The organism is Methylobacterium sp. E-045 (genome assembly GCF_022829685.1).
In the GTDB taxonomy this organism is placed as follows: Bacteria; Pseudomonadota; Alphaproteobacteria; order Rhizobiales; family Beijerinckiaceae; genus Methylobacterium.
Window position 1 is genome coordinate 47471 of record NZ_JAKSYE010000075.1, and the last position, 25941, is coordinate 73411.

The following is a 25941-nucleotide window of genomic DNA, read 5'->3' on the forward strand; positions in this document are numbered from 1 at the left end:
GCGAGAACCGCCTTCGGGCGGTTTTTTGCGTTCCGTGCCTCGACGGCTCAGGCGCGGCGCTTGTCCGCTCCGGCCCGTGTCGTCTCGGCGTAGCGTGCCGTGGCCGAGCGCATGCGCTCCGCGCGGGAGGCACGCATGGTCGGCTCGCAATTGACGAGAAGCTGAGTCAGGAACTCGGCGTTCGGCCCGCCATAGGCGTCACTCGCCTTGCGGGCTACCGTCTCGCCGCCGTCGACAACGACGAGCGTCCGCGCCGTGCCTCGATCCCCCTCGGGGACGGCGCGACCCGTTTTGGTACATTTCCCCGTGCCGGTCTGTGCCACACGCTGCCCTTCCGCCTGCAATGGGCAGAAAGGCGCAATGGGTGGGCCGACGTTAACGGTTCGTCAGCACTCTCTCGGGACGCGGGCGCGGGACCGCCTATTTCTTGGCGAGGTCTTCCAGGCGGTTGCGCATCTCCGCCATCTGCCGCTTCAACTCGTCGAGGTCACTGTCGGGCGCGGGCACCGGGCTCGCCGGGTGGGACGGCGTCGGCGCCGACGTGGAGGCCTTCATGCCGGAAAGCGGCCCGGTTCCGAAGGTCGTGAACATCTTCATGGCATCGCCGAAGAAGCTCATGTTGGCCCGTACCTGCTCCTCCATGGCGCTCTGGAACACCTTGGGGGCAAAGCTCTGGTTCATCTTCTCGCGCAGGCCGTCCTGGTCGCGGGCGAAATTGGCCATGGAGAATTCGAGGAAGCTCGGCACCATGGTCCGCATGCTGTCGCCGTAGAAGCGGATGAGCTGGCGCAGGAAGGCGACCGGCAGCAGATTGTCATCACCGGCCTTGTTCTCCTGCTCGAAGATGATCTGCGTGAGCACGGAGCGGGTGATGTCGTCGCCCGAACGGGCGTCGTAGACGAGGAAATCCTCACCGTTCTGGACCATCGTTGAGAGGTCCTCGAGCGTGACGTAGGTCGAGGTTCCGGTATGGTACAGTCGCCGGTTCGCGTACTTCTTGATGACGGTCTGCTGAGCCTTACCGTTGTCCGCCATCCTCGTGGCCTTTCCCGACACGTTCATTCCAGCGCCCAATCCCTTCGAGGCCCGATGCGCCGTCCGGGTATCATTCGTATTCGCGCGTGGACGAACCTTAAGGCTTTCGCCCGCTGACGAAAACAGCAATCTGGCCCCGATCCCCGCAGAATAGTGCCACCCGCCCCGCCGGCGCGCCGATGACAAACACCGGCAGGCCACGCGCCCACCTTCCGAGGGCGCTTGACTTCACCCACCCCAACGCTTTCATCGCCTGAGTTGGCTTCAAGCGCGCATGCCCATCGGAGGGCTTCAACGTCGCGCCGGCCCTCAAGAGGAGAACGTCAATGGCAGCGGAAGACATCGTCATCGTCGGCGCGGCGCGGACCGCAGTGGGTTCGTTCGGAGGTGCCTTCAACACCGTACCGGCCCATGAACTCGGCGCCGTGGCGATCAAGGCTGCCCTGGAGCGCGCCGGCGTTTCCCCCGACGACGTGGACGAGGTGATCTTCGGCCAGGTCCTCACCGCCGGCGCCGGCCAGAACCCGGCCCGCCAGGCCGCCATCAAGGCCGGCATCCCGGAGAAGGCCACGGCCTGGGGCGTCAACCAGGTCTGCGGCTCGGGCCTGCGCACGGTCGCCCTCGGCATGCAGCAGATCGCCAACGGCGATGCGACGGTGATCGTGGCCGGCGGCCAGGAATCGATGTCGCTGTCCCCCCATGCGCAGTACCTGCGCGGCGGCCAGAAGATGGGCGACGTGAAGCTCGTCGACACCATGATCAAGGACGGCCTCTGGGACGCCTTCAACGGCTACCACATGGGCACCACCGCCGAGAACGTGGCCCAGGCGTTCCAGCTGACCCGCGAGCAGCAGGACGAGTTCGCGACGAAGTCGCAGAACAAGGCCGAGGCCGCCCGCAAGGAAGGCCGCTTCAAGGACGAGATCGTCCCCGTCACCGTTCCGGGCCGCAAGGGCGACACCATCGTCGACACCGACGAGTACATCCGTGACGGCGCCACCATCGAGGCGATGGCCAAGCTCAAGCCCGCCTTCTCGAAGGACGGCACGGTGACCGCCGCCAATGCGTCCGGCCTCAACGACGGCGCTGCCGCCATCGTGCTGATGTCGGCCTCCGAGGCGGAGCGTCGCGGCATCACCCCGCTCGCCCGGATCGTGTCCTGGGCCACTGTCGGCGTCGACCCCAAGGTGATGGGCACCGGCCCGATCCCGGCCTCGCGCAAGGCCCTCGACAAGGCCGGCTGGAAGCCGTCCGACCTCGACCTGATCGAGGCCAACGAGGCCTTCGCCGCCCAGGCGCTCGCCGTGAACAAGGACATGGGCTGGGACACCGACAAGGTGAACGTCAATGGCGGCGCCATCGCCATCGGTCACCCGATCGGCGCGTCCGGCGCCCGCGTCCTCGTCACCCTGCTGCACGAGCTCAAGCGTCGCGACGCCAAGAAGGGTCTTGCCACCCTCTGCATCGGCGGCGGCATGGGCGTCGCCATGTGCATCGAGCGCATCTGATCCTCCATTTCGCTCGATTGAATACAGTATAATTTCTGCGTTCGTGCCAGATCTCCGAGGATGCCCGCAAACATTGGGGACATTGTCTTGGAGAATTCTTGAGGACGCAGCAAATTTAAATGGCATGGGCGGGCAGAGCCGATTGAGCTAAGCCCGCCCGCGCCGAGAATCTGCAAGAAATTGCATTACGCACGCCATCGAACATCAAAGAAAATTGGAGGAAGCCATGGCTCAAGAACGCATTGCCCTCGTCACGGGTGGAACGCGCGGCATCGGTGCCGCGATCTCGACGGGTCTTAAGGCCAAGGGCTACAAGGTGGCCGCCAATTACGGCGGCAACGACGAGGCGGCCAACGCCTTCAAGGCAGAGACCGGCATCCCGGTCTTCAAGTTCGACGTCGGCGACGCCGCTGCCTGCGAGGCCGGCATCAAGGCCGTCGAGGCCGAACTCGGCCCCATCGACATCCTGGTGAACAATGCCGGCATCACCCGTGACGGCGCGTTCCACAAGATGACCTTCGAGAAGTGGCAGGCGGTCATCAAGACCAACCTCGACTCGATGTTCACGGTCACCCGTCCGGTGATCGAGGGCATGCGCGCCCGCAATTTCGGCCGCATCATCCTGATTTCGTCGATCAACGGCCAGAAGGGCCAGGCCGGCCAGACCAACTACTCGGCCGCCAAGGCCGGCGTGATCGGCTTCGCCAAGGCGCTGGCTCAAGAGAGCGCCTCGAAGGGCATCACCGTCAACGTGATCGCGCCGGGCTACATCGCCACCGACATGGTGATGGCGGTGCCGGAGGATATCCGCAACAAGATCATCTCGACGATTCCCGTGGGCCGCCTCGGCGAGGCCGCCGAGATCGCCCGCGCGGTGGAATACCTCGCGGCGGAAGATTCGGGCTTCATCACCGGCTCGACCCTGACGATCAACGGCGCCCAGTACATCGCCTGACGCCGTCCCGCGGCATCGACAAGACTGAAGGCCTGCCCCGGCGACGGGGCAGGCCTTCTTCGTTCTTGAAAGCCGTCCGGCTTCAGGGAGCTTTGGGCGCCACGGCGGGCGCGGCGGCGTCGGTACGTTCGATCTTGGCGCTCTCGCGCAGCTTCAGGATGAGGTCCTGCTGCGACTTGCGGGTGAGGTACTGGTCGACCTGATCCTTCATCTCGGCGAAGGTCGGCACCGGCTTGGTGCGCCGCTCCTCGACCTTGATCACGTGCCAGCCGAACTGCGTCTTGATCGGGTCGGAGACCTGGCCGACCGGCAGCTTGAAGGCGGCCTCCGCGAAGGGGGCGACCATCCGTTCCTTGGTGAACCAGCCGAGATCTCCGCCCTCGGCCTTGGAGCCGGGATCCTTGGAGAGCTCCGCCGCGATCTTCGAGAAGTCCTCGCCGCCCTTGATCCGGGCCGAGATCTTTTTGGCCTCCTCCTCGTTGTCCACGAGGATGTGGCGGGCATGGGCCTCCTCCTCAGGCTTCATCGTGGTGAGGGTCTGGTCGTAGAGGGCTTTCGCGGCCTCCGGCGTCACCGCCTTCTTCGCCTCACGCTCCAGATACTCGTCGAGGAGGAGCTTGCTTTTGAAGTAGGCGAGCTTGCGCTGGAACTCGGGCGAGTCACCGACCTTGGCCGCCTCGGCCGCCTGGGCGCCGACCTTGAGGTCGACCATGTAGTCGATGAGCAGGTTCTTCTTCTGGGCCTCGTCGACGCCGGGCAGGGAGAGTGCCGGGTCTTCGGCGGCGATGGCGAGGTCGCCCGCGGTGACCGGCGATCCGTTCACCTTGGCCACCACCGTCTCCGGCGCGACCGGAGCCGCGGCGGGGGCGGCGGCCGGCGGCGTCTGCGCCAGGGCCTGCATCGGCAGCGCGACGGAGGCGAGGGGCAGGGCAACGGCCAGCGCCATGGCGCCCGAGCGCCGAAGGAGGAGAGGCGTCGTCATCAATGGGGATTCCTCGAATAGGTGGATGCCGCGTCCGCGAGGCTCTGTCCGGCCGGGTTCGAGACGTGGCAACAGCGAGCGGCGGGACGCCGCGCGGATCTGTGGGCGAGAGGTGGCGCGGGCGAGGGTGGAAGGCAAGCGTGGGCGGGGTTTCGGGTCAATCCGCCCGATCACGATAAGGCGGCTTTAAGCCCGCCCGCCCCACCCTTTCCCAAGCTGCGTGGGAGAGTGGCATGCGAACCGGTTTCATCCTCGCCGCTGCGACCCTGACCCTCGCGGGCGCGATCACCGACACGGAAGCGCGGCTCCGGGTCGGACGATCCGTCCAGTCCCCTCGCCCAGTTCCGCCCATCAATGGCACCCGATCGGTCGCCCTCGGGGCCGGCATCGGGACCGCCGTGTCCATCCGCTCCAGCAGGTTGACGGCGGCCGGCGATCCCGAAGCGGACCGACCTCCGATCCTGCGACCGGTTCTCCCCGTGATCGCTCCCGCTCCGACAAAGGACGTCCGCGCCCCTGCGGAACGGTGCGCCAAGACGCGTCTCGTTGGCTCAGGCTCGGGCTTCTGCGAGATCAACTGACGTCTGCTACGTCCGCAAAGTGAGGCCGGTTCGCTCGTTTTTCTGAGACGGCGCAGGCGTGCCGCCGCCATCGAGCGGTACAGAGGAACTCCCGCACGATGAAGGCGCGGCAGGCGCGTCGGCGACGGCCGGCTCACTCGCACGGTGCCGCTGCCCTTTCGGATGCGTCCGGCAATATTTACCTCTATAAGCCCGCCCAACACATTCTTCCGATATCTCGATTCAGATATCTCGACCGCAGGTTCACGATGCTCGGCGCCCTCGCTAAGAAGATTTTCGGCTCGTCCAACGACCGCCGCGTCAAGGGCTATCGCCCGCGCATTGCCGAAATCAATGCCCTGGAACCGGAGATCGCCGCCCTGTCGGACGAGGCACTGCGCGCCCGCACCGACATGCTGAAGGCCGAGCTCGCCGCCGGAAAGACCCTCGACGAGATCCTGGTGCCCGCCTTCGCCACCGTGCGCGAGGCGGCCAAGCGCACCCTCGGCCAGCGTCATTTCGACGTGCAGCTCATCGGCGGCATGGTGCTCCACGAGAGCGGCATCGCCGAGATGCGCACCGGCGAGGGCAAGACCCTCGTGGCGACGCTGCCGGTCTATCTCAACGCCCTGTCGGGTCTCGGCGTCCATGTGGTCACGGTGAACGACTACCTCGCCTCCCGCGACGCCGAGTGGATGGGCCAGGTCTACCGCTTCCTCGGGCTCACCGTCGGCACCATCGTCCACGGGCTCGACGACGAGCAGCGCCGGGACGCCTATGCCTGCGACATCACCTACGGCACCAACAACGAGTTCGGCTTCGATTACCTGCGCGACAACATGAAGTACGAGCTGAGTCAGCTCTCGCAGCGCGGGCACAATTTCGCGATCGTCGACGAGGTCGATTCGATCCTCATCGACGAGGCGCGCACACCGCTCATCATCTCCGGTCCCGTGGACGACCGCTCGGAGCTCTACGTCTCCGTGGACGCGCTGATGCCCCATCTCGAGAAGGAGCATTACGACCTCGACGAGAAGCAGCGTTCCGTCTCGCTCACCGAGAGCGGCAACGAGTTCATCGAGGACCTGCTCCGCGGCGCCGATCTCCTGAAGGAGGGCGACCTCTACGACGCCCACAACGTCAGCCTCGTCCACCACGTGAACCAGGCGCTTCGCGCCCACACCCTGTTCACCCTGGACAAGGACTACATCGTCAAGAACGACGAGGTGGTGATCATCGACGAGTTCACCGGCCGCATGATGCAGGGACGGCGCTACTCGGAGGGCCTGCACCAGGCCCTGGAGGCCAAGGAGCGGGTGACGATCCAGCCCGAGAACCAGACGCTCGCCTCGATCACCTTCCAGAACTACTTCCGCCTCTACACCAACCTTGCGGGCATGACCGGCACGGCTTCTACCGAGGCCGACGAGTTCGCCGAGATCTACAAGCTCGAAGTCGTCGACATTCCTACCAACAAGGAGGTCGAGCGCGTCGACGAGGACGACGAGGTCTACCGGACGGTGGGCGAGAAATACGACGGCATCATCGCGGAGATCGAGAAGGCGCATGCGCGCCACCAGCCGATCCTGGTCGGCACCGGCTCCATCGAGAAGTCGCAGCATCTGGCCGAGATGCTCACCAAGGCCGGCTTCCGCCAGCTGGACTATTCCGACCTCAATGCGCTGACCGACGTCTATGCCGCCGCTCGCGAAGGCCGGGTGACGAAGACCTTCGCCGTTTTGAACGCCCGCTTCCACGAGCAGGAGGCCTATATCGTCGCCGAGGCCGGCGTGCCGGGCGCCATCACCATCGCCACCAACATGGCCGGTCGCGGCACCGACATCAAACTCGGCGGCAATCTCGAGATGCGCCTGGAAAAGGAGCTCGCCGGCCTGCCCGCAGGCGCCGAGCGGGACGCGAAGGCGGCGGCGATCAAGGCCGAGATCGAGGAGAACCGCGCCAAGGTGCTGGCCTCGGGCGAGCCGGCCGATCCGGAGGCCGGACGCAAGAAGGCTCTTCCCGGCGGCCTGTACATCATCGGCACCGAACGCCACGAATCGCGGCGCATCGACAACCAGCTGCGCGGGCGCTCCGGCCGCCAGGGCGATCCCGGCCGTTCGAAATTCTACCTGTCGCTTCAGGACGACCTGATGCGGATCTTCGGCTCCGACCGCATGGACGGGATGCTGACCCGCCTCGGCCTGGAAAAGGGCGAGGCGATCATCCACCCCTGGATCAACAAGGCCATCGAGAAGGCGCAGCAGAAGGTCGAGGCGCGCAACTTCGACATGCGCAAGAACGTGCTCAAGTACGACAACGTCATGAACGACCAGCGCAAGGTCGTGTTCGAGCAGCGCCGTGACTTCATGGGCCAGGACAGCGTGCGCGAGACCGTGGACGAGATGCGCCACGGCGTCGTCGACGATCTCGTCGCCATCCACGTCCCCGAGAACGCCTATGCCGAACAGTGGGACATCGAGGGCCTGCGCCTGCGCGTCACCGAGGTGTTGAACCTCGACGTGCCGGTGGAGGATTGGGCGAGGGAAGAGGGCATCGCCGACGAGGAGATGCGCGACCGCCTGCGCACCGCCTCCGACGAGGCCTATGCCGCCCGCACCGAGAAGAACACGCCGGAGGTGATGACCTATGTTGAGAAGCAGGTCCTTCTGCAGACCCTCGACCATCTCTGGCGCGAGCATCTCGTCACCCTCGACCACCTGCGCCAGGTGATCGGCTGGCGCGGCTTCGCCCAGCGCGACCCGCTCAACGAGTACAAGTCCGAAGCGTTCGAACTCTTCAACGGCCTCGTCGGCAGCTTGCGCGAACAGGTGACCCAGCAGCTCGCCCGCATCGAGATCACCTACCAGGAGCAGGATTCGCAAGGGGCGAACCCGTTCACGAGCCCGGAACTGCCGTCCATGTTCGCCCAGCATCTCGATCCCGTTACCGGCGAGAACGAGATGGACTATTCCGACCGCGGCACGGGCAGCGCCGGGGGCGGTGGACCGGCCTACGGCTACGCCGCGCAGGCGATGTCCACGGACGCGGCCGTGATCGAGCGCGACCCGAATGATCCGAGCACCTGGGGTCGCGTCGGCCGCAACGAGCCCTGCCCCTGCGGCTCGGGCAAGAAGTACAAGCACTGTCACGGCACGCTGACGGCCTGAACCGGTCACGCATGGCCGGATGTTCGATACGGCCCGAGCATCCGACCGTCGGTCTTCCACTGGAGCATCGCATGCGACAGAAGTCCTTCGGTCCGACCGGCCGCCCCGTCTCCGTTATCGGGCAGGGCACCTGGTATCTCGACGAGGCCTCCCGGCCCGACGCCGTGGCGGCCTTGCGGCGCGGGCTCGATCGGGGAATGAGCCACATCGACACCGCCGAGATGTACGGCGAGGCCGAAGTCGTGGTGGCGGAGGCGATCGCCGGGCGACGCGACGCGGTGTTCCTCGTCTCGAAGGTGCTGCCGAACCATGCCTCGGCACGCTCCGTCGTGACCGCCTGCGAGCGCTCGCTGGCGCGCCTGAAGACGGACCGGCTCGACAGCTATCTCCTGCACTGGCGGGGCGGGACTCCACTCGAAGAGACCATCGGCGCCTTCGAGGGGCTGGTGCGGCAGGGCAAGCTCCTCTCCTGGGGGGTCAGCAATTTCGACGTCCCCGACCTCGAGGAAGCTCTTGCCATAGCCGGCGAAGGCCGCATCGCCTGCAATCAGGTGCTCTATCACCTTGGGGAACGGGCGATCGAACATGCCGTCCTGCCCTGGTGCGAGGCGCATGGTGTCGCCGTCGTCGCCTACAGCCCATTCGGCCATGACGACTTCCCCAAGCCGGACTCGGCCGGTGGGCGCGTGCTAGGCCAGATTGCTGCCGAGACGGGAGCGACGCAGCGGCAGGTCGCGCTCGCGGCGCTGACGCGGTCCGCCTCGGTGTTCACGATCCCGAAGGCCTCGCGCCTTGCGCATGTGGACGACAACGCCGCCGCCGGCGACCTGACCCTCACCGATCGTCAATGGCAAAGCCTCGACGGGGCCTGTCCGCGCGGGCCCAAGCCTGCGCACCTGCCGATGCTCTGAGGCGCGGGCCGGGTTCGCCCTGGCCGGTATGAGAAAAGCCGGGCGTGACCTCCCGGCCACAGCATCGGGAAGATGATCGGGCCTGCCGGCCCGTCTCCGAAAAGAAACCACATTTCCCGCCGAGCTAGACCGTTCGAGAAACAAGCGGGAGCGAGACGGCATGGGGTATCCCCGATCGGCGACGACGGGACTCTACGGGGTCCTGCTGATGACGACGATGGGCCTCGGTGCCTGTAATTCCCCCACCACGACCGGTTCCCTCGGCGGTCCGGGCCTTGCGGCCAAACCCATGGCGGTGAGCGACGAGGAGCGCGACTGCCTCGGACGCGCCATGTATTTCGAATCGAACCGCAGCAATTCCGAAGGCCTGCTCGCCGTCGGCACGGTGGTGATGAACCGCCTCGAAGCCGCCGCCTTCCCGAATGGCGGCATCTGCGCCGTGGTCGGCCAGCCCCGCCAATTCGCCACCGGCGTGCTCACCAAGCCCATGGCGGAGAAGGATCTGACAAAGGTCGCGGACGCCGCCGACGCGGTTCTGGCCGGACAGCGCCACCCGAAGGTGGGCCGCGCCATGTACTTCCACACCGCCGGGCGCACGTTCCACTACAACAACATGCATTACGTGGCGGTGGCCGGCGGCAACGCCTTCTACGAGAAGCGCAAGCCCGGCGAAGTGGAGCAGGCCCGGCCGCCCGCCGCCCTGGCCTTCGCCGCGGCCTCCACCCCGTCTGGTCCCGAAGCAGCAGCGGCAGCACCGGCCCAGGCCGTCGCGACTTCGGCCCCCGCCGGCATTCCCTCGACACCTGCGGTCGCCGCGCTGCCGGAGGTGTCGGACACCCAGCCAGCCTCGACCGCTCAGCCGGAACCGGAGCGCGCGGTCACCGCCTCCCACTCCGCCGTAGGACAGGGCGCGAACCTCAAAGCCTCATCGAAGCCGGTGGCGAGAACGCGGGTCGCCCATACCAGGAGCCCGGCGACGCTGGCGGCCCTCGCCCCCGAGCCGCCACCGCCGCCCGTCATCAACCTGCCGAGGCCGTGAACCGGCCGGCTAGAGCTGCGCTCGACCACGTTGGGTCGGGGCACACCTCGAGCTCTTTGTATTCGCGCACTCTTTTTCGCCGAACCTGCATCCACTTCGGCGGAGAGCGCTCTAGACGGTGACCTGGGTCCCCACCTCCACCACGCGGCCGGTGGGGATCTGGAAGAAGTCGGTGGCGTCGTTGGCGTTCTTGGCCAGCGTGATGAAGATCCGGTCCTGCCAGAGCGGCATGCCGGAATGTGCGGCGGGGCGGATCGAGCGGCGCGACAGGAAGAACGACGTCGCCATGATGTCGAACTTGAAGCCCTGCTTCTTCAGGAGGGTCAGCGTCCGTGGGATGTTGGGCTGCTCCATGTAGCCGAACTTCATCACGATCTTCGAGAAGTGCGGGCCGATCGGCTCCATGCGGATGCGGTCCGCATCGCTGGAGCGCGGCGTGTCCACGGTCTCCACCGTGAGGATGACGTTCTTCTCGTGCAGCACCTTGTTGTGCTTGAGGTTGTGCAGCAGGGCCGCCGGGGCGATCGACGGGTCGCTGGTGAGGAACACCGCCGTGCCGCGCACGTGGTGGGGCGGGCTCTTCTCCAGCATGCCGACGAGTTCCAGCAGCGGCACGTCGGTCTTGCGGGTCTTGTTGAACAGGATGTTGACGCCCCGCACCCAGGTCCACATCACGATGATGAGCATCCCGGCGAGCACGAGAGGCACGTAGCCGCCCTCGAACACCTTGAGCAGGTTCGAGAGCAGGAACAGGAACTCGATGACGATGAACGGCATGATCGCGGCGGCGGCGGCGATCGGCGACCATTTCCACGACTTCCAGAGCACGATGAAGCCCATGCTCGCGGTCAGCAGCATCGTCCCCGTCACGGCGATGCCGTAGGCGGAGGCCAGGGCCGAAGACGATCGGAACAGGATTGCCAGCACCACCACGCCGATCAGCAGCAGGATGTTCACCTGCGGCAGGAAGATCTGGCCCGAATGCGATTCGGAGGTGTGGCGGATTTCGAGGCGCGGGAGCAGGCCGAGCTGGATCGCCTGGCGCGAAAGTGAGAATGCTCCGGTGATAACGGCCTGGCTCGCGGTGACGGTGGCGATGGTCGCCAGAATCACCATGGGCAGAAGGCCCCATTCGGGGACGAGCTGGTAGAACGGGTCGGTCGTGTCCGGCACGTTGAGAACCAGCGCCGTCTGGCCGAGATAGTTCAGGGTCAGGCATGGAGCCACGAGGCCGAGCCAGGCCACCTGGATCGGCCGGCGTCCGAAATGCCCGAGATCGGCGAACAGCGCCTCGGCGCCGGTCACCGCGAGGAAGACCGCGCCCAGCGCCACCAGGGCCCCGGTGCCATGGCCGAGCAGGTAATGCAGCGCGTACCAGGGATTGAACGCCTGGAAGACGTCAGGCCGCGAGATGATGTGCGGCAGGGCCGCGAGACCCAGCGCCAGGAACCAGACCACCATGATCGGGCCGAAGAAGGCCGCCACCTTGCTGGTGCCACGGCTCTGGACCATGAACAGGGCGAAGATGATCGCCACCGTGATCGGCAGGACGTAATGGTCGAAGGCCGGGGTGACGAGCTTCAGGCCCTCCACCGCCGAGAGCACGGAGATCGCCGGCGTGATGACGGCGTCGCCGTAGAACAGGGAAGCGCCGAGCAGCCCGAGCATGAAGACGATGCGCGAACCGCCGAGCGCCTTGCGGGCCAGGGCCATCAGCGAGAGGATTCCGCCCTCGCCGTTGTTGTCCATGCGCAGCAGGATGACGACGTATTTGATCGTGACGATCAGCAGCAGTGCCCAGAGGATGAGCGATGTCGTGCCCAGGACCTCCTCGGGCAGCAGGATGCCGTCCGCCCTCGCCGGGCCGAGCGCCTCGCGGAAGGCGTAGAGTGGGCTGGTGCCGATGTCGCCGTAGACGACGCCGACGGAGCCGACGACCAGCGTCCAGAAGCTCGTCTTCCCATGCCCGTGATTGCCCGACCCATGCTCGCCTGACCCTGTCTCGGGATGGGCCGCGGGGCCTGACTGAGCGCCGGGGACGCTCGGGATGGCGGTTTGCGTCATGCGCTGCGATCAGGCTTCTGCGACGGGGAGAGGGATCGAACGGGGCGGCTTGGATTTTGGCGCGCGACATGGCTCAGAGAGGCGGGCGAACCGCGAGCGGAGTCCAGTCCCCACACGTCGCGGCCGACCCGGCGGCCGACCCCTGAAGCTACGGCTCCCAGCGCGAAGCATGCCAAGGTCGTATCATGCGGGTGGGACGCAGAGAACGACGATCCCGCGATGAACGGGAGGTCTTTGCCGGGGAGGCGAACGAATTCGCCCCGCGTGCCGGAGCAGCGCGGGACGACGGGCGTCACGGCGGACGGGCTCACTCGGCGGCGTTGCGGGCGCCCTGGCCGAAACGGCGCTCGATATAGTCGATCACCACCGTCTCGAAATCCTTGGCGAGCGTGGCGCCGCGCAGGGTCATCGCCTTCTTGCCGTCGATGAAGACCGGGGCGGTGGGGGTCTCGCCGGTGCCGGGCAGCGAGATGCCGATATCGGCATGCTTCGATTCGCCGGGTCCGTTGACGATGCAGCCCATCACCGCGACGTTCAGGCCCTCGACTCCCGGATAGGTCTTCTTCCATTCCGGCATGGAGGTGACGATCCAGTTCTGGATGTCGCGGGCGAGTTCCTGGAACGTGGTCGAGGTGGTGCGGCCGCAGCCGGGACAGGCGGCGACCATCGGCACGAAGGTGCGGAAGCCCATGGTCTGCAGCAGTTCCTGCGAGGCCTTGACCTCCACGGTGCGGTCACCGCCGGGCATCGGGGTCAGCGAATAGCGGATCGTGTCGCCGATGCCTTCCTGGAGCAGCACGCCGATGGCTGCGGAGGCCGCGACCAGGCCCTTCGAGCCCATGCCGGCCTCGGTGAGACCGAGATGGATCGCGTAGTCGGAGCGCCTGGCGACCTCACGGTAGACCGCGATCAGATCCTGTACCGCAGAGACCTTGGCCGAGAGGATGATCCGATTCTTGGGAAGGCCGAGTTCCTCGGCGCGCTGGGCCGAGGACAGGGCCGAGCGCACCATCGCCTCGCGCATCACGGCGCGGGCGTCGATGGGACGCGTGGACCGGGCGTTCTCGTCCATCAGGTGGGTGAGCAGCGCCTCGTCCAGCGAGCCCCAATTGGCACCGATGCGGATGGTCTTGCCGTAGCGGATCGCCTGCTCAACGATCGTCGAGAACTGCGTGTCCTTCTTTTCCTTAAAGCCCACATTGCCCGGATTGATCCGGTACTTGGCCAAGGCCTCGGCGCAGGCCGGGTGGTCGGAGAGGAGCTTGTGGCCGATATAGTGGAAGTCGCCCACCAGCGGCACGTGGACGCCGATGCGGGCCAGCCGGTCGCGGATTTTCGGGACGGCGGCGGCCGCCTCGTCGCGGTCGACGGTGATGCGCACGAGTTCGGAGCCGGCCCGCGACAGGGCGGCGACCTGCGCCACGGTGGCATCGATATCGGCCGTGTCAGTGTTGGTCATCGACTGGACGACGACCGGGGCGCCTCCACCGACGGTGACGGCCCCCTCGCCCTCACCCACCGTGACACCCACCGTACGGTGGCGCGGCGTCGGACCGGCGATCTCCGGGCCGGAAATCGAAATGCCGGGGCCGAACGGATCGGCGGAAGTGGCTTCCATCATGGCGTCCATCGCTGACCTTGCTTATGGCCTGGCCTGCCCTGAAGCGAGCGCCCGGCCATGGTCGTCTGGTATCAAATCCTGCCGATCCTTTGCGAAGATCGGGTGAAGGGTCCGGTGATTGAGACCCCTGCCGGTTAGCTGAGATGGCGCGCCGCATGCGTCAAGCCCGCGTACCGCATGGTAGAACCACGGGGCAGGACGGACCGCGCGCAACGCGTTGGCCCAGCGTCGGCTGACATGTCTTATCCCATGGGCGATGTCGAGGGAATTGGCGCAGTGCGACATGTCCGCCACAGGGACGGTCCAAGCGGAACCGATCCATGCAGTCACCGGTTTGCTGGCCTGCGACCTTTGATGCTGCAATGCAGCATACTCATGCGCACCTTACTCAATGCGCCTGTGTGATCCTGCCATGTGGAGCTGACGATGCTCGATTCCCAACAGCCGGCCCTGGTCGATTCGCCCTCTACCGATATGGAAGTGGCCCCGCCTCGCCCCGTCGCGCGCCTGCCCGTCAGCCTGGCCGGTCCGAATGCCGAGAAGACCGTCGCTCTGGCCTTGCAGGGCGGCGGCGCCCATGGTGCCTTCACCTGGGGCGTGCTCGATGCCCTGATCGAGGATGGCCGCCTGGCCTTCGAGGCCGTCACCGGGGCCAGCGCCGGGGCGATGAACGCGGTGGTGATGGTCGACGGCTGGATTGCTGGAGGGCCGGAGGGCGCCCGCGCCGCCCTCGACCGGTTCTGGCGCGAGGCGAGCCTCGATGGCGATTTGTGGCCGGCCCAGCGCGGCGTGTTCGACCGGCTGTTCGACTTCTGGAACGAGAACCCGGTGCTGGATTTCTGGATGCGGGCGCTCAAGACCAGCCCTTACGTCTCCAACCCGCTCAACGTGAACCCCCTGCGCAAGGCCTTGGCCAAGCACGTGGATTTCGAACGGCTGCGGACGGCGGAGACCGCCGGGATCTATGTCTCGGCCACCAATGTCTGGACCGGCAAGCTCGCCATCTTCGAGCGTGATTCCCTGAGCGTCGACCATCTCATGGCCTCCGCCTGCCTGCCCACCGTGTTCCAGGCCGTGGAGATCGACGGTGTGCCCTATTGGGATGGCGGCTATCTCGGCAACCCGCCGATCTACCCGCTTTTCCACGGGGCTCGGACCCGCGACGTGGTCCTGGTCCAGATCAACCCGGTGGAGCGGCGCGAGACCCCGCGTTCGCGCGAGGAGATCCAGGACAGGCTCAATGAGATCACCTTCAACGCGAACCTGATGCGGGAACTGCGCGCCATCGATTTCGTCGACGGGTTGATCGACGACGGCGTGCTCGGCCGCAACGACTACCACCGCATGCTGGTCCACCGCATCGACGGGACGGGAGCCCTGGACGATTACAAGGCGTCGTCGCGGATGGATGCCCGGATGCGCGTGTTCGAGGGCCTGCGCGACAAAGGCCGGGTGGCGGCGCAGGCCTGGCTCACCGAACATTACGACGGCATCGGACGGACCTGTACCCTCAATCTCAAGGCGACCTATCAATAGAGGGATGCCCGGCCGGATTAGCTGACCGGGCTCGCGCGTTAACTGACCATGACGGCCGAACCCACTCAGACCGCCTCCGCCTCCTCCATCGTCGACCTTCTGGTCCCGCTGCGACGCTATGCGCGTTCGCTGACGCGCGACGCGCTGAAGGCCGACGACCTCGTTCACGATACCCTCGTCCGCGCGCTGGAATCCGGCCTCTCCGTGAGGCCGAACACCAACCTGCGGACCTGGATGATGACGGTGCTGCACAACGTCTTCATCGACGACCAGCGCCGCAAGCGGGTGGAAGCTCGCCATGCCGAAGCCCTTGTCCAGATGGGCGACGAGAGCGTGCCGCCGGCGCAGGAGGGACAGGTGCGTCTCGCCCAGATCCGCCAAGCCTTCCTGACCCTGCCGGAGGAGCAGCGCGCCGCGCTCCACCTCGTGACCCTCGAAGGCATGGCCTATGCCGATGCGGCGGCCGTACTCGGGATCCCCATCGGCACGCTGATGTCCCGCCTCGGTCGCGGTCGCGCGGCCCTTCGCGCCTTCGAGGAAGGCCAGGTTAGCAGTGGCCGCAGCCGTTCCGAAACGGCGCCGGGTTCGGGCGCGGGCAGACCCGAGCGACCGCACCTGCGCCTCGTCAGCGATTGGAACGGGCAGGACGCCCGGCCGGACATGCGACTCCCGTCCAAAGCCATCGGCGGATCATAACCTCCCCGAATTCGAGGGTACTCGGCGACGAGCGAGTACCAGGACTGCATGGAAGCCCCGCTGTTTCCAACCGTTGAACTGGATACGACCGTCATGATCGACCCGATCACCGACAGTGACCTCGCTGCCTTCGTCGATGGACAACTCGACGTCATGCGCCGGCTCGAGGTGGAAGCCCATCTCGGCCGTACGCCGGAGGCGGCAGCGCGGGTGATGGCCGAGATGCATGACAGGGATGCCCTGCGCGAGGCCTTCTCGCAGCTGCCGGGACCGGGTCCGGAACGCAACCGCGCGGCGGCCCGCCGTCTTGACCGGTCCATGGCTTGGCGGCGGGTGGGCGAACGGCTGAAGCGGGCGGCGGTGATCGTGCTCCTCGTGGGTGCCGGCTGGATCGCTCATTCGGATACCGGCGTGTTCGGTGTGCCCGACACTTTCGCCGCGCCGGTAGATCCCGCCCTGGTCGCTGATGCGCGCCAAGCAAGAGAGGTGGCCCAAATCCGTGTCCGCCTCGGCTCGCCTGCCTCACCGAGCTACGACAAGGCCGGCATTTCCAGCGCCACGGGCATCGTCCTGCCGGATCTGCCGGGGGATTGGTCCGTGCGCGACGTCCAGATCGTTCCCGCGCGTCACGGCGCCGGTGTCGAGGTCGTGATCAACACCCCAGATCTCGGCGAAATCTCCCTGTTCGCGGCACGGGGCACCAACGAGGCAGCTTTCACCGGAGAGGTGACGAGCCCGGGCGACGGGGAGACCGTCTACTGGACGGCGGGCCGCTCGGTTTATGCGCTCAGCGGCACCGGCCGCCAGGACGCCCTGCAGCAGGCGGCGCGACGCCTCGCCTCGATCGAGACCGCCAAGCGCTGATCCGCAGGCTGGCGCGGCCCGGCGTCGCGTCTCAGCCGATCATCGACGGAACGCGGTCGCCCGCGATGATGGTCCGTGCCTCGGCCGCGTCCACGTCCATCCTGGCGATCAGGGCCTCGGCGTCGGAGAAGCGTTTCTCGCCGCGGATGTAGCCGAGGAACTCCACGGCGATGGTCCGGCCGTAGAGATCGCCCGAGAAGCCGAACAGGTTGACTTCGAGCAGGGGCGCGCCGTCGTCGAAGGTCGGACGGCGACCATAGCTCGCCACGCCGTCTCGCACCGTTCCGTCGGGCAACCCGATGCGGACGGCATAGATGCCGTGGGAGAGGGCACAATCGGGCAAGGCCACATTCGCCGTGGGATAGCCCAGGGTCCGGCCACGCTTGTCGCCATGCCGGACCTCGCCGCAGACGAACCAGCGGTAGCCGAGCAGACGGTTCGCGCGGACGATGTCCCCCTGCCGCAGGGCTTCCCGGATCGCGCTCGACGAGACGGGTGCCTCCCCCTCCGCGATGGAGACGGGAGGGATGATCCGACACGCCAGGGAGGCTTCGGCGCAGAGCCGGGCCAGCACCTCCGGCGTCCCCTCGCGTCCGCGCCCGAAATGGAAGTCGTGGCCGATCACGACGCCGGTGAGGCCGAGATCGCGCGCCAGCAGGTCGTGAACGAAGCCTGCGGCGGTGGTCCCCGCCATGAGGGCGTCAAAACGGCGCACGATCAGTCCGTCGAGGCCGAGGCGGGCGAAGACGATCTCCTTGGCGGCCGGTCCCGTCAGGCGGAACATCGGCAGGTCGGGCGCGAAGTAGGCGCGCGGATGGGGTTCGAAGGTCAGCATCACCGCCGGCACGCCGCGCCGGTCGGCCTCCTCACGGACGGCCTCCACGAGAGCGCCGTGGCCCCGGTGAACGCCATCGAAATTGCCGATCGCCGCGATGGCCCCGGCAAGGGCCGCCGGCACCGCCTCGTCCTCGCGGCAGATCGTGAAGGGCCGCCCCGCCGGAGAGCCGGCTCCAGGGCGCGCGGAAGGGTCGTCGGCTGGCGCCATCGGGTTCAAGCGGTCTCGAAGAAGCTGCGGCCAAAACGGCGACCGTGGGGGATTCCGCGCGGGAACCTGTCGAAAAGCCGGAGGAGGGTCAAGGGAAGCGGCCGGCCGATCGACGGGGGATGCACGATAGGCTTCGCAGTTAACCGCTTCGCAATGCTGGGCGCGGTACTTTCACGGACGAGAGGCGGCGCGTGGCGGCGCTTCCCCCAGTTCGTTTGCCACTTTTCCGGTTCGCGGCATGCCGCACCGGCCCTGCACCGACGGAGCACCCCGACCCATGGCCCTCGATCTCGGCATGCCGATCCTCGTCGTGGACGATTATCAGACGATGGTCCGCATCATCCGCAACCTGCTCAAGCAGCTCGGCTTCGAAGAGGTCGACGATGCGTCCGACGGGACCGCGGCCCTCGCCCGGCTGAAGAACCGCAAGTACGGCCTCGTCATCTCCGATTGGAACATGGAGCCGATGACCGGCTACGAGCTGCTGCGCCATGTCCGTGCCGACGAGGCCCTGCGCACCACGCCATTCATCATGGTCACCGCCGAATCGAAGACCGAGAACGTGATCGCGGCCAAGAAGGCCGGCGTCAACAATTACATCGTCAAGCCCTTCAATGCGGCGACGCTGAAGAGCAAGATCGAGGCTGTCTGCGGCGCTTGAGCCGCAGACCCCATCTCTTTTCTTCGGCGATTCACAGCACCGTGGAGCGACAGGCGATGGCCATGGCGGAAAAGGTACGGACGACCGCCCCTCACCCGACGTTGACGCGACCGTCGCTGATCCGAGAGCTGGTCGAGATCGCCGACTACATCGCGCATGTCCGCAAGGAGATCGCGGCCCTGCGGGCGAACGAGCTCACCCGCGACCGACTGCCGATGGCGCATGAGGAGCTCGGCAGCGTCGTCGAGGCGACCGCGGGGGCGACGAACTCCATCATGACGGCGGCCGAGGAAATTCTCAGCCTTCCCAACGACAAGAACTACCGTGCCGCCGTCGAGGCACGGATGAACGACATCTTCGAGGCCTGCACGTTCCAGGATATCACCGGCCAGCGAATCGCAAAGGTGAGCGAATCCCTGCGCCAACTCGAAAGCCGCCTCTCGCGTTTTGCCGCCGCGGTGAAGGCAAAGGACGAGGGTGGCGTCGACCCGGCCGAGGTGGAGCGCCGGGTTCGGGCCGAACTCCTCCTCCTCAACGGGCCGCAGATCAAGGGGCCCGCGACCGCCCAGGACGAGATCGACGCCCTGTTCTCCTGATCGGCGGGTCTTACCGCTCGGGGCCGATGAGATCCGGGGACGCTACCAGACCAGCCGCTCGATGACGGCATCCGGGTGCACCTCCTGCCGGGCGAGCCATTCGGACACCTCGCCCAGCGTGTCGTGCTCGGCGAGAACGCCGAGTTCCTCCGCATGGATGCCGCGCGCCACCAGCAGGTTCGGGATTCCGTAGGCCGCCGCCCCCGCAATGTCGGTGCGCAGGGCGTCGCCAACGGCAAGGACGCGGGCAGCGTCCGGCGCGGAGCCACCGTCGAGCTCTGCCGCCATGGCGAGCGCCGCCTCGTAGACGGGGCGGTATGGCTTGCCGGCATAGGTCACCGCGCCGCCGATTTCCGCATAGGCCTGCGCGATCAGGCCGGCGCAGGGGATGAGCTTCTTCTCGCGCTCGACCACGAGGTCGGGGTTGGCGCAGATCATCGGCACGTTCCGTGCCCGGAACCCGGCCAGCGTCACACGGTAATCCTCCGCCGTCTCGGTCGTGTCGTCGAACAGGCCGGTGCAGACCACCCGATCCGCCTCCCCGGCCGCCACGAGGCATATGTCGAGGCCATCGAAGATCGTCGCGTCGCGTTCCGGCCCAAGATGGTGGATGCGCTCCCCCGGATGCTCCGCGATCAGCCGCCGGGTCAGGTCGCCGGAGGTGAGGATGGCGTCATAGGCCTGGCGCGGCACACCGTAGCCGTCGAGGATGGTCCGAACGCCGGCCCAGGGGCGGGGCGCGTTGGAGACGAGGATAACCCGACGCCGGCGACCGGCGCCGGGCAGGGTACGGAAGCGGATCAGCGCCTCGCCAGCCCCTACATGGGCACGCGTCCCGTCATGCAGGACACCCCAGACGTCGCACAGGATGAGATCGTAGCCCTCGGCGACGCCGGAAAGCCCGCCCAGAATCGGGATCGGCGCCGAGGGTGCGGCGCGCGCGATCGTTTCGCTCATGAATCTGGCCTGACTGGCGACGGATGGAGGGGCATCGAGGATGGCCGACCGGTTAGGCCGACCGATCGCCGAAATCAACGCATCGGGATCATGCCAGCGCGCCTCAGCCGGCGCGGCGGAGGAAGTCGCGGAACGGCCGGCGCTGCGGCGGCGGTTCGGGGTCGTCGCCGGGCTCCTGCGGCGGCAGGGGCACCTGAGGCGGCGGCACTTGCACCGGAGCCGCGGCGAGGACTTCGGCCCGTACCGCCCGAGCCGGCGCGAAGACCGACCCTTGCGCCAGCGGCACGTCGAGGTCGATGAGGTCCGGAACGTCGCTCTCCTCCTCGACGGCGTCGGCCACGAGCCGGATGCCGGACCTCGACAGGGAGGCGACGAGATCGTCCAGGGTGATATCGGGCATGGCCTGGCTGGAATCGGGTCGCAGCAGGAGATCGGCGGGCACCTTGACCTGGCTGACGCCCCGGTCGGCCAGGGCCAGCGGATCGAGGCGCAGGTCCACGGGACGGTCCAGGGCGAAGCCGACACGGCCGCGCAGTTCCGCCAGGGCGCCGGCCTGCTCTGCGTCCAGGCTACGCCAGCTCGATTGGGGCAGCGCGATCACGAGGCGTCCCAACAGGCTGGGTTCGCCGGCGAGCAGCCGCGGCAGCGTGCGCAGGAAACCGGGTTCGAACAGGGAATGCGGCGACAGGGCGTAGGTCACCGCCGCCTGACTGCCGCGCCCGCTGAGGTGGCGTGCCACGGTGGCGACGAGGGGAAGCATGCGGCGATCGAGTTCGGTGGTCCGCCCATGGCGTTCGAGGGCCGGCAGGAACAGTTCCGGCTTCAGGATGTCGGCGCCGAGGCGCAGGCGCGCCAGCGCCTCATAGGACACGACCTTGCGTTGCGGCAGAGAGACGATGGGCTGGAGATGGACCTCGAGGCCGCCGCCATCGAAGGCCGCGACCATGACCGCATCCCGGCTCCGGTCCACCCCCGCCTCGGACCGCTCCTGCGGCGGCCAGGCGCGCGGCACCCAGGGTGCGGTGCCCCTCTCGTTCCGGAATGCCGGGGAGGGCGGCGGAACGACGGGGACATCGAGAACGGCCTGACGGGCGACCGGGGTCGGAACGGGAGCGGTCGGTGGCGTCGCCTTCAGGCGGGCGATCTCGCCATCCTGCGTAGCGACCACGGCGGCGAGTTCGCGGACGATGCCGCTCAGCAGGCCGATCTCCGCCGTGACCTCCTCGACGGCAGCCTCCACCGAGGACTCCCTGGGTTGCCTGGCCTCGACCGGGCCGGCCTCCTCGGCGCGGGCACGCTCGATCCGCATCTGCTGGTCTGCGATGAGGCGAGCCACCGTCTCCAGGCGCACGAGGCGTTGGGACAGGACATCGAGCTCCCCCGACAGCTTCTCACAGCGCAGGTCGAGATTGCGCGCCCGGCGCGCGGCCAGGATCGCAAGGAGGCCGCTCATGGCCGCCAGTCCGAAGGCGCCGCCGAGGGGGGAGATCACTGCGAGCGGCGCCAGGACCACGAACCCGATGAGACTCAGGAGCCACGGGCCCGTGCGTCGGCCGACGTTCCGGGCCATCGGAATACTCTTATCCTCACGACGATCGAGCGGAGATCACGGGGCGTCGCTCACGGAGTCCGCAAATCGAGACAGGCTTCGGTTGTCGCCGAGGCGACGAGGTCCCACAAGATGGGAGGGGGCTTCGTGAACCGGTTTTTCGCCATGTGTTGCATGAGCTTCGAAGCTTGGCTTCAGCCAGTCTGGCATCGCCGATGTCGCCCCCTGGGTCATCCCCCCTCGCGGCAGGAGAGGATTTGGCTCTACATAGGCGCGAGGCGTGACCCAGCGACGGGAGCGGGTGGATGGACACGAGACGGGTGGACCTGCTGATGCAGGTGGACGGCATGACCTGCGACGGCTGCGCCGAGGCCGTGCGCAAGGCCATCCTCCGGATCGATCCGGAGGCGCATGTCGCCGTCGACCGCGATCACGGCCGCGTGGCGATCACCACCGATGCCCAGGCCCTGACGATCGCCGCAGCGCTGAATCAGGCCGGCTACACGGCGACGGCGATGTCGGGCTGACGGCGCGGGCAATCCATGCCGGAATCCACGCTTTCAAACGAAATTTTGCAGACGCGTTGAAAAATTCCGACGCGCTTTTGCTTGCTCCATCGCTCACAGTGATGACAACGGTGAAGCCTGGTGCCCGCGGCGTCGACGCCCGACGCCGCGAACACACGACGTTCCACAATAAACGCCCGCGCGACACGCCATCGCGACGACAGACCGGGAGAGACCAATGCCCTCAGACATCGAGATCGCTCGCGCGGCAACCCTGAAGCCGATCACGCAGGTGGCGGAGACGATCGGCATTCCGGACGAGGCCTTGCATCATTACGGCCGGCACATCGCCAAGATCGATCACGCCTTCATCAAGTCGCTGGAATCGAAGCCCGAGGGCAAGCTCGTCCTGGTCACCGCCATCAGCCCGACCCCGGCCGGCGAGGGCAAGACCACCACGACGGTGGGTCTCGGCGACGCGCTGAACCGCATCGGCAAGAAGACGGTGATGTGTCTGCGCGAGCCCTCGCTCGGCCCGTGCTTCGGCATGAAGGGGGGTGCCGCCGGCGGCGGCAAGGCCCAGGTCGTGCCGATGGAGCAGATCAACCTGCATTTCACCGGCGATTTCCACGCCATCACCTCGGCGCACAGCCTCGCCGCCGCGCTCATCGACAACCACGTCTACTGGGCCAACGAGCTCAACATCGACGTGCGCCGCATCCATTGGCGCCGTGTGGTCGACATGAACGACCGGGCCCTGCGTTCGATCACCCAGTCGCTGGGCGGCGTCGCCAACGGCTTCCCGCGCGAGGATGGGTTCGACATCACCGTGGCCTCCGAGGTCATGGCGGTGTTCTGCCTCGCCCGTGACCTCGACGACCTCGAGGCGCGCCTTGGTCGCATCGTCATCGCCGAGACCCGCGACCGCAAGCCGGTGACGCTCGCCGACGTCAAGGCCACGGGCGCCATGACCGTGCTCCTCAAGGACGCACTGCAGCCGAACCTCGTCCAGACCCTCGAGGGCAACCCGGCCCTCATCCATGGCGGCCCCTTCGCCAACATCGCCCATGGCTGCAACTCGGTGATCGCCACCCGCGCCGGCCTCAAGCTCGGCGACTACGTGGTCACCGAAGCCGGCTTCGGCGCGGATCTGGGCGCGGAGAAGTTCATCGACATCAAGTGCCGCCAGGCGGGCCTGAAGCCCTCCGCGGTGGTCATCGTCGCCACCGTGCGCGCTCTCAAGATGCATGGCGGCGTCTCGAAGAAGGAGCTCGGCTCCGAGAACCTCGACGCCTTGGAGAAGGGCTTCGCCAACCTCGCCCGCCACGTGGAGAACGTACGCGGCTTCGGCCTGCCCGTGGTGATCGGCGTCAACCACATCTACGCCGACACCGATGCCGAGCACGCCAAGCTCAAGGAGCTCTGCCGCGACAAGCTTCAGGTCGAGGCGATCACCTGCAAGCATTGGGCGGAAGGCGGGGCCGGCGCCGAGGAGCTGGCCCGGGCCGTCGTCAAGCTCGCCGAAGGCGAGCAGAAGCCCCTGACCTTCGCCTACGAGACCGACACCAAGCTCACCGACAAGGTGAAGACCATCGCCACCAAGCTCTACGGCGCGGGCGACATCCAGGTGGAGTCGAAGGCGGCCACCAAGCTCGCCCAGTTCGAGAAGGACGGCTACGGCAACCTGCCGGTCTGCATGGCCAAGACGCAGTACTCGTTCTCCACCGACCCGAACCTGATGGGCGCGCCCTCGGGTCACCTCATCTCGGTGCGCGACGTCCGCCTCTCGGCTGGCGCCGGCTTCGTCGTGGTGATCTGCGGTGAGATCATGACCATGCCCGGCCTGCCCAAGGTTCCCGCCTCGGAAGGCATCCATCTCGATGCCGACGGACAGATCGAGGGGCTGTTCTAGCCTGCTGCCGGAGGCGCCCCTTCCCTGACGGGGAGGGGCGCCTCCCCGGAACGCGTGCTCCCTCGCCCCATCTGTGATAGCCGGGACGGCATGCCGTCCCGCTGCCGCCTCCCATGATCCCCTGGCTCGTCCTCGACACCGCACCGATCCCCGGGGATGCAGGCCAGCTCCGGCTGCTCCAGCGCGGCTCGGAATTCTCGATCCAGCTCGGGCACAACGAGCTGATGAACAGCCGGCTCAGCGGCTCGGAGAGGGCGCTGGCGAACCTCGCCGCAGAGCGCGTCGGGACCCGCGCCGGGGCGCGTTTCCTGATCGGCGGCCTCGGCATGGGCTTCACCCTGCGCGCCGCCCTCGATGCGTTGGGGCCCGACGCCGCGATCGTCGTCGCCGAACTGGTCTCGAACGTAGCGGAATGGGTGCGCGGCCCCTTGAGCGCCCTGTCGGCGGATGCGCTCTGCGATGCTCGGGTCGACCTGCGGATCGGCGATGTCGTCGGCGAGATCCGCTCGGCGCGCTCCGCCTACGATGCCATCCTGCTCGATGTCGACAACGGTCCCGACGGTCTGACCCGGCCCGAAAACGACAGGCTCTACAACGAGATGGGTCTGGCTGCGGCCATGGCCGCCCTGCGCCCCGCCGGCGTGCTGGCGGTGTGGTCGGCGCACCCGGACCGGCACTTCACCCAGCGCCTGCGCCGGGGCGGTTTTGCCGTGGAGGAGGTGCCGGTGCGGGCCAATGGCACCGGCGGCGCCCGCCACACGATCTGGCTCGCTTCGAAGTCCGGCCGCGCCCGGCGCTGAAGCCGGAGGAGCGTGTCAGGCCGGGTGCCGACCCCGCTCCAGGCGTCGGCTGAGCCGGGTTACGCCATAGATTTCAGCGAGTTGACGCCGGGCCGCCTTCACCGGCGCAGCCTCGCGCTCGGTGCGGGCCGCCGCGATGACGCGCAGCGTATGCGCCACGCAGCGCTCCAGACGGACCGTCGCGGCACCGTCGGGCGGTCGCCGTTCCTGGGCCGGAGTCTCGGCAATGGTCATGCGGCAAGCCCCCTCGCTCACGATGGACGGGACCGGGTCTAACGGCGCCATGCGGCGGCCGTTCGGTGGAGACTGGGCCATACGGTGGCAGCTTGGCCATGGCGCTGGCGCGTGGCGGTGCTCAGTCGCGCGTGCTGCCCTCGTTGAACTTGTCGCGGCAGACATACCCGACGAAGCATTGCGCCACGTCGCGGGTGAGTTCGTAGGCGGGCTTGGGCGCTTCCGGCAGGGGGCAGAAGCCGCCGTCGCGGACGATCCTGTCGTAGGTGATCGGCCCCGTGGTCATCACGATGGCGCCGACGCGGTTCACCAGGGCGGCGGCGTCGGCGCAGAGCATGGCGGGCGTCGCCGGCCGCTCCTGGGCCGAAATCGTGAGAGGCGCCAGGACGATACAGGCGGCGAGCGCGGATCTGATGGCGCGGTGTCTCATGGCGGAGCGATCGTTTCGAATGGGGAGCCGGGCGGCTGCGCCGCCCGATCGCACCGGAGGATAGCGCCCCGCGACACCGCCGCCAATCCACGGGACGACCGCCATCGGACCGGCCTTCCATGCGCCATCGCTCGGGGTTTCGGGACGTCCCGCGCCGATCCTGCCGAATCCGACAGGAACCCGAGGCAGGGTCGGCCGGTGGCGCACGTCTCGCAGACCCGGCGCGGCCGATCCTGGTGCGACGATTGGCCGGCCAGACCATCGCGAGAAAGAGCGGCGCCAGGCGGATGGCGGCACCGACGCCCCGACGACC

At 67.5% G+C, this 25941-nt stretch carries 23 protein-coding genes; 13 read left to right on the top strand and 10 right to left on the bottom strand.

Annotated elements, in window-relative coordinates; translation table 11 throughout:
• Positions 1-47: 47 nt before the first annotated feature.
• Positions 48-323, bottom strand: a complete 276-nt coding sequence (locus MKK51_RS11065; RefSeq protein WP_243977082.1) for a hypothetical protein — start codon at positions 321-323, stop codon at positions 48-50.
• A gap of 97 nt (positions 324-420) precedes the next feature.
• Entirely contained in the window at positions 421-1035 is a 615-nt protein-coding gene (gene phaR, locus MKK51_RS11070) for a polyhydroxyalkanoate synthesis repressor PhaR (RefSeq protein ID WP_243977084.1), read from the bottom strand.
• A gap of 326 nt (positions 1036-1361) precedes the next feature.
• Between phaR and MKK51_RS11075 the strand changes: the two genes are divergently transcribed.
• Together MKK51_RS11075 and phbB are read left to right on the top strand one after the other, a co-directional pair.
• The gene (locus MKK51_RS11075) at positions 1362-2543 is read left to right on the top strand and encodes an acetyl-CoA C-acetyltransferase (protein WP_243977086.1); all 1182 of its coding nucleotides are present in this window, start codon (positions 1362-1364) and stop codon (positions 2541-2543) included.
• Between the two features lie 226 nt (positions 2544-2769).
• The gene (phbB, locus tag MKK51_RS11080; protein WP_026176322.1) at positions 2770-3498 is read left to right on the top strand and encodes an acetoacetyl-CoA reductase; all 729 of its coding nucleotides are present in this window, start codon (positions 2770-2772) and stop codon (positions 3496-3498) included.
• Between the two features lie 82 nt (positions 3499-3580).
• Here phbB and MKK51_RS11085 read toward each other — a convergent pair whose 3' ends face one another.
• Positions 3581-4480: a peptidylprolyl isomerase gene (locus MKK51_RS11085; RefSeq protein ID WP_243977088.1), complete on the bottom strand. Its 900-nt coding sequence runs from the start codon at positions 4478-4480 to the stop codon at positions 3581-3583.
• 829 nt (positions 4481-5309) lie between these two features.
• Here MKK51_RS11085 and secA point away from each other — a divergent pair.
• From secA to MKK51_RS11100, 3 genes are all read left to right on the top strand, one after another.
• On the top strand, positions 5310-8207 hold the full coding sequence (gene secA / locus MKK51_RS11090) for a preprotein translocase subunit SecA (RefSeq protein WP_243977090.1): 2898 nt from the start codon (positions 5310-5312) through the stop codon (positions 8205-8207).
• A gap of 71 nt (positions 8208-8278) precedes the next feature.
• Positions 8279-9118, top strand: coding sequence for an aldo/keto reductase (locus tag MKK51_RS11095; RefSeq protein ID WP_243977092.1), 840 nt, complete (start codon positions 8279-8281; stop codon positions 9116-9118).
• Between the two features lie 160 nt (positions 9119-9278).
• Complete coding sequence (locus MKK51_RS11100; protein WP_243977094.1) at positions 9279-10157, top strand: cell wall hydrolase; 879 nt, start codon at positions 9279-9281, stop codon at positions 10155-10157.
• 111 nt (positions 10158-10268) lie between these two features.
• On the opposite strand, the gene MKK51_RS11105 is transcribed toward MKK51_RS11100, so the two are convergent.
• Both MKK51_RS11105 and ispG read right to left on the bottom strand, forming a co-directional pair.
• Entirely contained in the window at positions 10269-12221 is a 1953-nt protein-coding gene (locus MKK51_RS11105; protein ID WP_243977096.1) for a potassium transporter Kup, read from the bottom strand.
• 307 nt (positions 12222-12528) lie between these two features.
• The gene (ispG, locus tag MKK51_RS11110; protein ID WP_243977098.1) at positions 12529-13842 is read right to left on the bottom strand and encodes a flavodoxin-dependent (E)-4-hydroxy-3-methylbut-2-enyl-diphosphate synthase; all 1314 of its coding nucleotides are present in this window, start codon (positions 13840-13842) and stop codon (positions 12529-12531) included.
• Positions 13843-14316: 474 nt separating this feature from the next.
• Between ispG and MKK51_RS11115 the strand changes: the two genes are divergently transcribed.
• From MKK51_RS11115 to MKK51_RS11125, 3 genes are all read left to right on the top strand, one after another.
• Entirely contained in the window at positions 14317-15378 is a 1062-nt protein-coding gene (locus MKK51_RS11115) for a patatin-like phospholipase family protein (protein ID WP_243977319.1), read from the top strand.
• 48 nt (positions 15379-15426) lie between these two features.
• Complete coding sequence (locus tag MKK51_RS11120; RefSeq protein WP_243977099.1) at positions 15427-16074, top strand: sigma-70 family RNA polymerase sigma factor; 648 nt, start codon at positions 15427-15429, stop codon at positions 16072-16074.
• Positions 16075-16167: 93 nt separating this feature from the next.
• Positions 16168-16938, top strand: coding sequence for an anti-sigma factor family protein (locus MKK51_RS11125; RefSeq protein ID WP_243977100.1), 771 nt, complete (start codon positions 16168-16170; stop codon positions 16936-16938).
• Between the two features lie 31 nt (positions 16939-16969).
• Here the strand turns inward: MKK51_RS11125 and MKK51_RS11130 are convergent, their stop codons facing one another.
• Positions 16970-17983: a bifunctional riboflavin kinase/FAD synthetase gene (locus tag MKK51_RS11130; protein ID WP_243977101.1), complete on the bottom strand. Its 1014-nt coding sequence runs from the start codon at positions 17981-17983 to the stop codon at positions 16970-16972.
• 277 nt (positions 17984-18260) lie between these two features.
• Between MKK51_RS11130 and MKK51_RS11135 the strand changes: the two genes are divergently transcribed.
• Together MKK51_RS11135 and MKK51_RS11140 are read left to right on the top strand one after the other, a co-directional pair.
• Positions 18261-18644, top strand: coding sequence for a response regulator (locus MKK51_RS11135; RefSeq protein WP_018046001.1), 384 nt, complete (start codon positions 18261-18263; stop codon positions 18642-18644).
• Positions 18645-18700: 56 nt separating this feature from the next.
• A complete protein-coding gene (locus MKK51_RS11140) occupies positions 18701-19240 on the top strand; it encodes a protein phosphatase CheZ (RefSeq protein WP_243977102.1) in 540 nt (179 codons plus the stop codon).
• A 42-nt stretch (positions 19241-19282) separates the two neighbouring features.
• On the opposite strand, the gene MKK51_RS11145 is transcribed toward MKK51_RS11140, so the two are convergent.
• Entirely contained in the window at positions 19283-20197 is a 915-nt protein-coding gene (locus MKK51_RS11145) for a TIGR01459 family HAD-type hydrolase (RefSeq protein WP_243977103.1), read from the bottom strand.
• A 103-nt stretch (positions 20198-20300) separates the two neighbouring features.
• Positions 20301-21767, bottom strand: a complete 1467-nt coding sequence (locus MKK51_RS11150) for an EAL domain-containing protein (protein WP_243977104.1) — start codon at positions 21765-21767, stop codon at positions 20301-20303.
• Between the two features lie 284 nt (positions 21768-22051).
• Here MKK51_RS11150 and MKK51_RS11155 point away from each other — a divergent pair, with 284 nt between their 5' ends.
• The 3 genes from MKK51_RS11155 (at position 22052) to MKK51_RS11165 (ending at position 24964) form a co-directional block, all read left to right on the top strand.
• On the top strand, positions 22052-22273 hold the full coding sequence (locus MKK51_RS11155) for a heavy-metal-associated domain-containing protein (RefSeq protein WP_243977105.1): 222 nt from the start codon (positions 22052-22054) through the stop codon (positions 22271-22273).
• Positions 22274-22490: 217 nt separating this feature from the next.
• Complete coding sequence (locus MKK51_RS11160; protein WP_243977106.1) at positions 22491-24164, top strand: formate--tetrahydrofolate ligase; 1674 nt, start codon at positions 22491-22493, stop codon at positions 24162-24164.
• Between the two features lie 113 nt (positions 24165-24277).
• Positions 24278-24964, top strand: coding sequence for a spermidine synthase (locus tag MKK51_RS11165; protein ID WP_243977108.1), 687 nt, complete (start codon positions 24278-24280; stop codon positions 24962-24964).
• A gap of 15 nt (positions 24965-24979) precedes the next feature.
• On the opposite strand, the gene MKK51_RS11170 is transcribed toward MKK51_RS11165, so the two are convergent.
• Positions 24980-25249 (bottom strand): hypothetical protein, encoded by a 270-nt coding sequence (locus MKK51_RS11170; protein ID WP_409565662.1) that lies wholly within the window; start codon positions 25247-25249, stop codon positions 24980-24982.
• Positions 25250-25319: 70 nt separating this feature from the next.
• Positions 25320-25628, bottom strand: a complete 309-nt coding sequence (locus tag MKK51_RS11175; RefSeq protein ID WP_243977110.1) for a hypothetical protein — start codon at positions 25626-25628, stop codon at positions 25320-25322.
• Between the last annotated feature and the right edge of the window lie 313 nt (positions 25629-25941).

Excerpts from the sequence above, each read along its gene's own strand:
- phaR (WP_243977084.1), bottom strand. The coding sequence starts at position 1,035 with ATGGCGGACAACGGTAAGGCTCAGCAGACCGTCATCAAGAAGTACGCG.
- MKK51_RS11075 (WP_243977086.1), top strand. The coding sequence starts at position 1,362 with ATGGCAGCGGAAGACATCGTCATCGTCGGCGCGGCGCGGACCGCAGTG.
- phbB (WP_026176322.1), top strand. The coding sequence starts at position 2,770 with ATGGCTCAAGAACGCATTGCCCTCGTCACGGGTGGAACGCGCGGCATC.
- MKK51_RS11085 (WP_243977088.1), bottom strand. The coding sequence starts at position 4,480 with ATGACGACGCCTCTCCTCCTTCGGCGCTCGGGCGCCATGGCGCTGGCC.
- secA (WP_243977090.1), top strand. The coding sequence starts at position 5,310 with ATGCTCGGCGCCCTCGCTAAGAAGATTTTCGGCTCGTCCAACGACCGC.
- MKK51_RS11095 (WP_243977092.1), top strand. The coding sequence starts at position 8,279 with ATGCGACAGAAGTCCTTCGGTCCGACCGGCCGCCCCGTCTCCGTTATC.
- MKK51_RS11100 (WP_243977094.1), top strand. The coding sequence starts at position 9,279 with ATGGGGTATCCCCGATCGGCGACGACGGGACTCTACGGGGTCCTGCTG.
- MKK51_RS11105 (WP_243977096.1), bottom strand. The coding sequence starts at position 12,221 with ATGACGCAAACCGCCATCCCGAGCGTCCCCGGCGCTCAGTCAGGCCCC.
- ispG (WP_243977098.1), bottom strand. The coding sequence starts at position 13,842 with ATGATGGAAGCCACTTCCGCCGATCCGTTCGGCCCCGGCATTTCGATT.
- MKK51_RS11115 (WP_243977319.1), top strand. The coding sequence starts at position 14,317 with ATGGAAGTGGCCCCGCCTCGCCCCGTCGCGCGCCTGCCCGTCAGCCTG.
- MKK51_RS11120 (WP_243977099.1), top strand. The coding sequence starts at position 15,427 with ATGACGGCCGAACCCACTCAGACCGCCTCCGCCTCCTCCATCGTCGAC.
- MKK51_RS11125 (WP_243977100.1), top strand. The coding sequence starts at position 16,168 with ATGATCGACCCGATCACCGACAGTGACCTCGCTGCCTTCGTCGATGGA.
- MKK51_RS11130 (WP_243977101.1), bottom strand. The coding sequence starts at position 17,983 with ATGGCGCCAGCCGACGACCCTTCCGCGCGCCCTGGAGCCGGCTCTCCG.
- MKK51_RS11135 (WP_018046001.1), top strand. The coding sequence starts at position 18,261 with ATGGCCCTCGATCTCGGCATGCCGATCCTCGTCGTGGACGATTATCAG.
- MKK51_RS11140 (WP_243977102.1), top strand. The coding sequence starts at position 18,701 with ATGGCCATGGCGGAAAAGGTACGGACGACCGCCCCTCACCCGACGTTG.
- MKK51_RS11145 (WP_243977103.1), bottom strand. The coding sequence starts at position 20,197 with ATGAGCGAAACGATCGCGCGCGCCGCACCCTCGGCGCCGATCCCGATT.
- MKK51_RS11150 (WP_243977104.1), bottom strand. The coding sequence starts at position 21,767 with ATGGCCCGGAACGTCGGCCGACGCACGGGCCCGTGGCTCCTGAGTCTC.
- MKK51_RS11155 (WP_243977105.1), top strand. The coding sequence starts at position 22,052 with ATGGACACGAGACGGGTGGACCTGCTGATGCAGGTGGACGGCATGACC.
- MKK51_RS11160 (WP_243977106.1), top strand. The coding sequence starts at position 22,491 with ATGCCCTCAGACATCGAGATCGCTCGCGCGGCAACCCTGAAGCCGATC.
- MKK51_RS11165 (WP_243977108.1), top strand. The coding sequence starts at position 24,278 with ATGATCCCCTGGCTCGTCCTCGACACCGCACCGATCCCCGGGGATGCA.
- MKK51_RS11170 (WP_409565662.1), bottom strand. The coding sequence starts at position 25,249 with ATGGCGCCGTTAGACCCGGTCCCGTCCATCGTGAGCGAGGGGGCTTGC.
- MKK51_RS11175 (WP_243977110.1), bottom strand. The coding sequence starts at position 25,628 with ATGAGACACCGCGCCATCAGATCCGCGCTCGCCGCCTGTATCGTCCTG.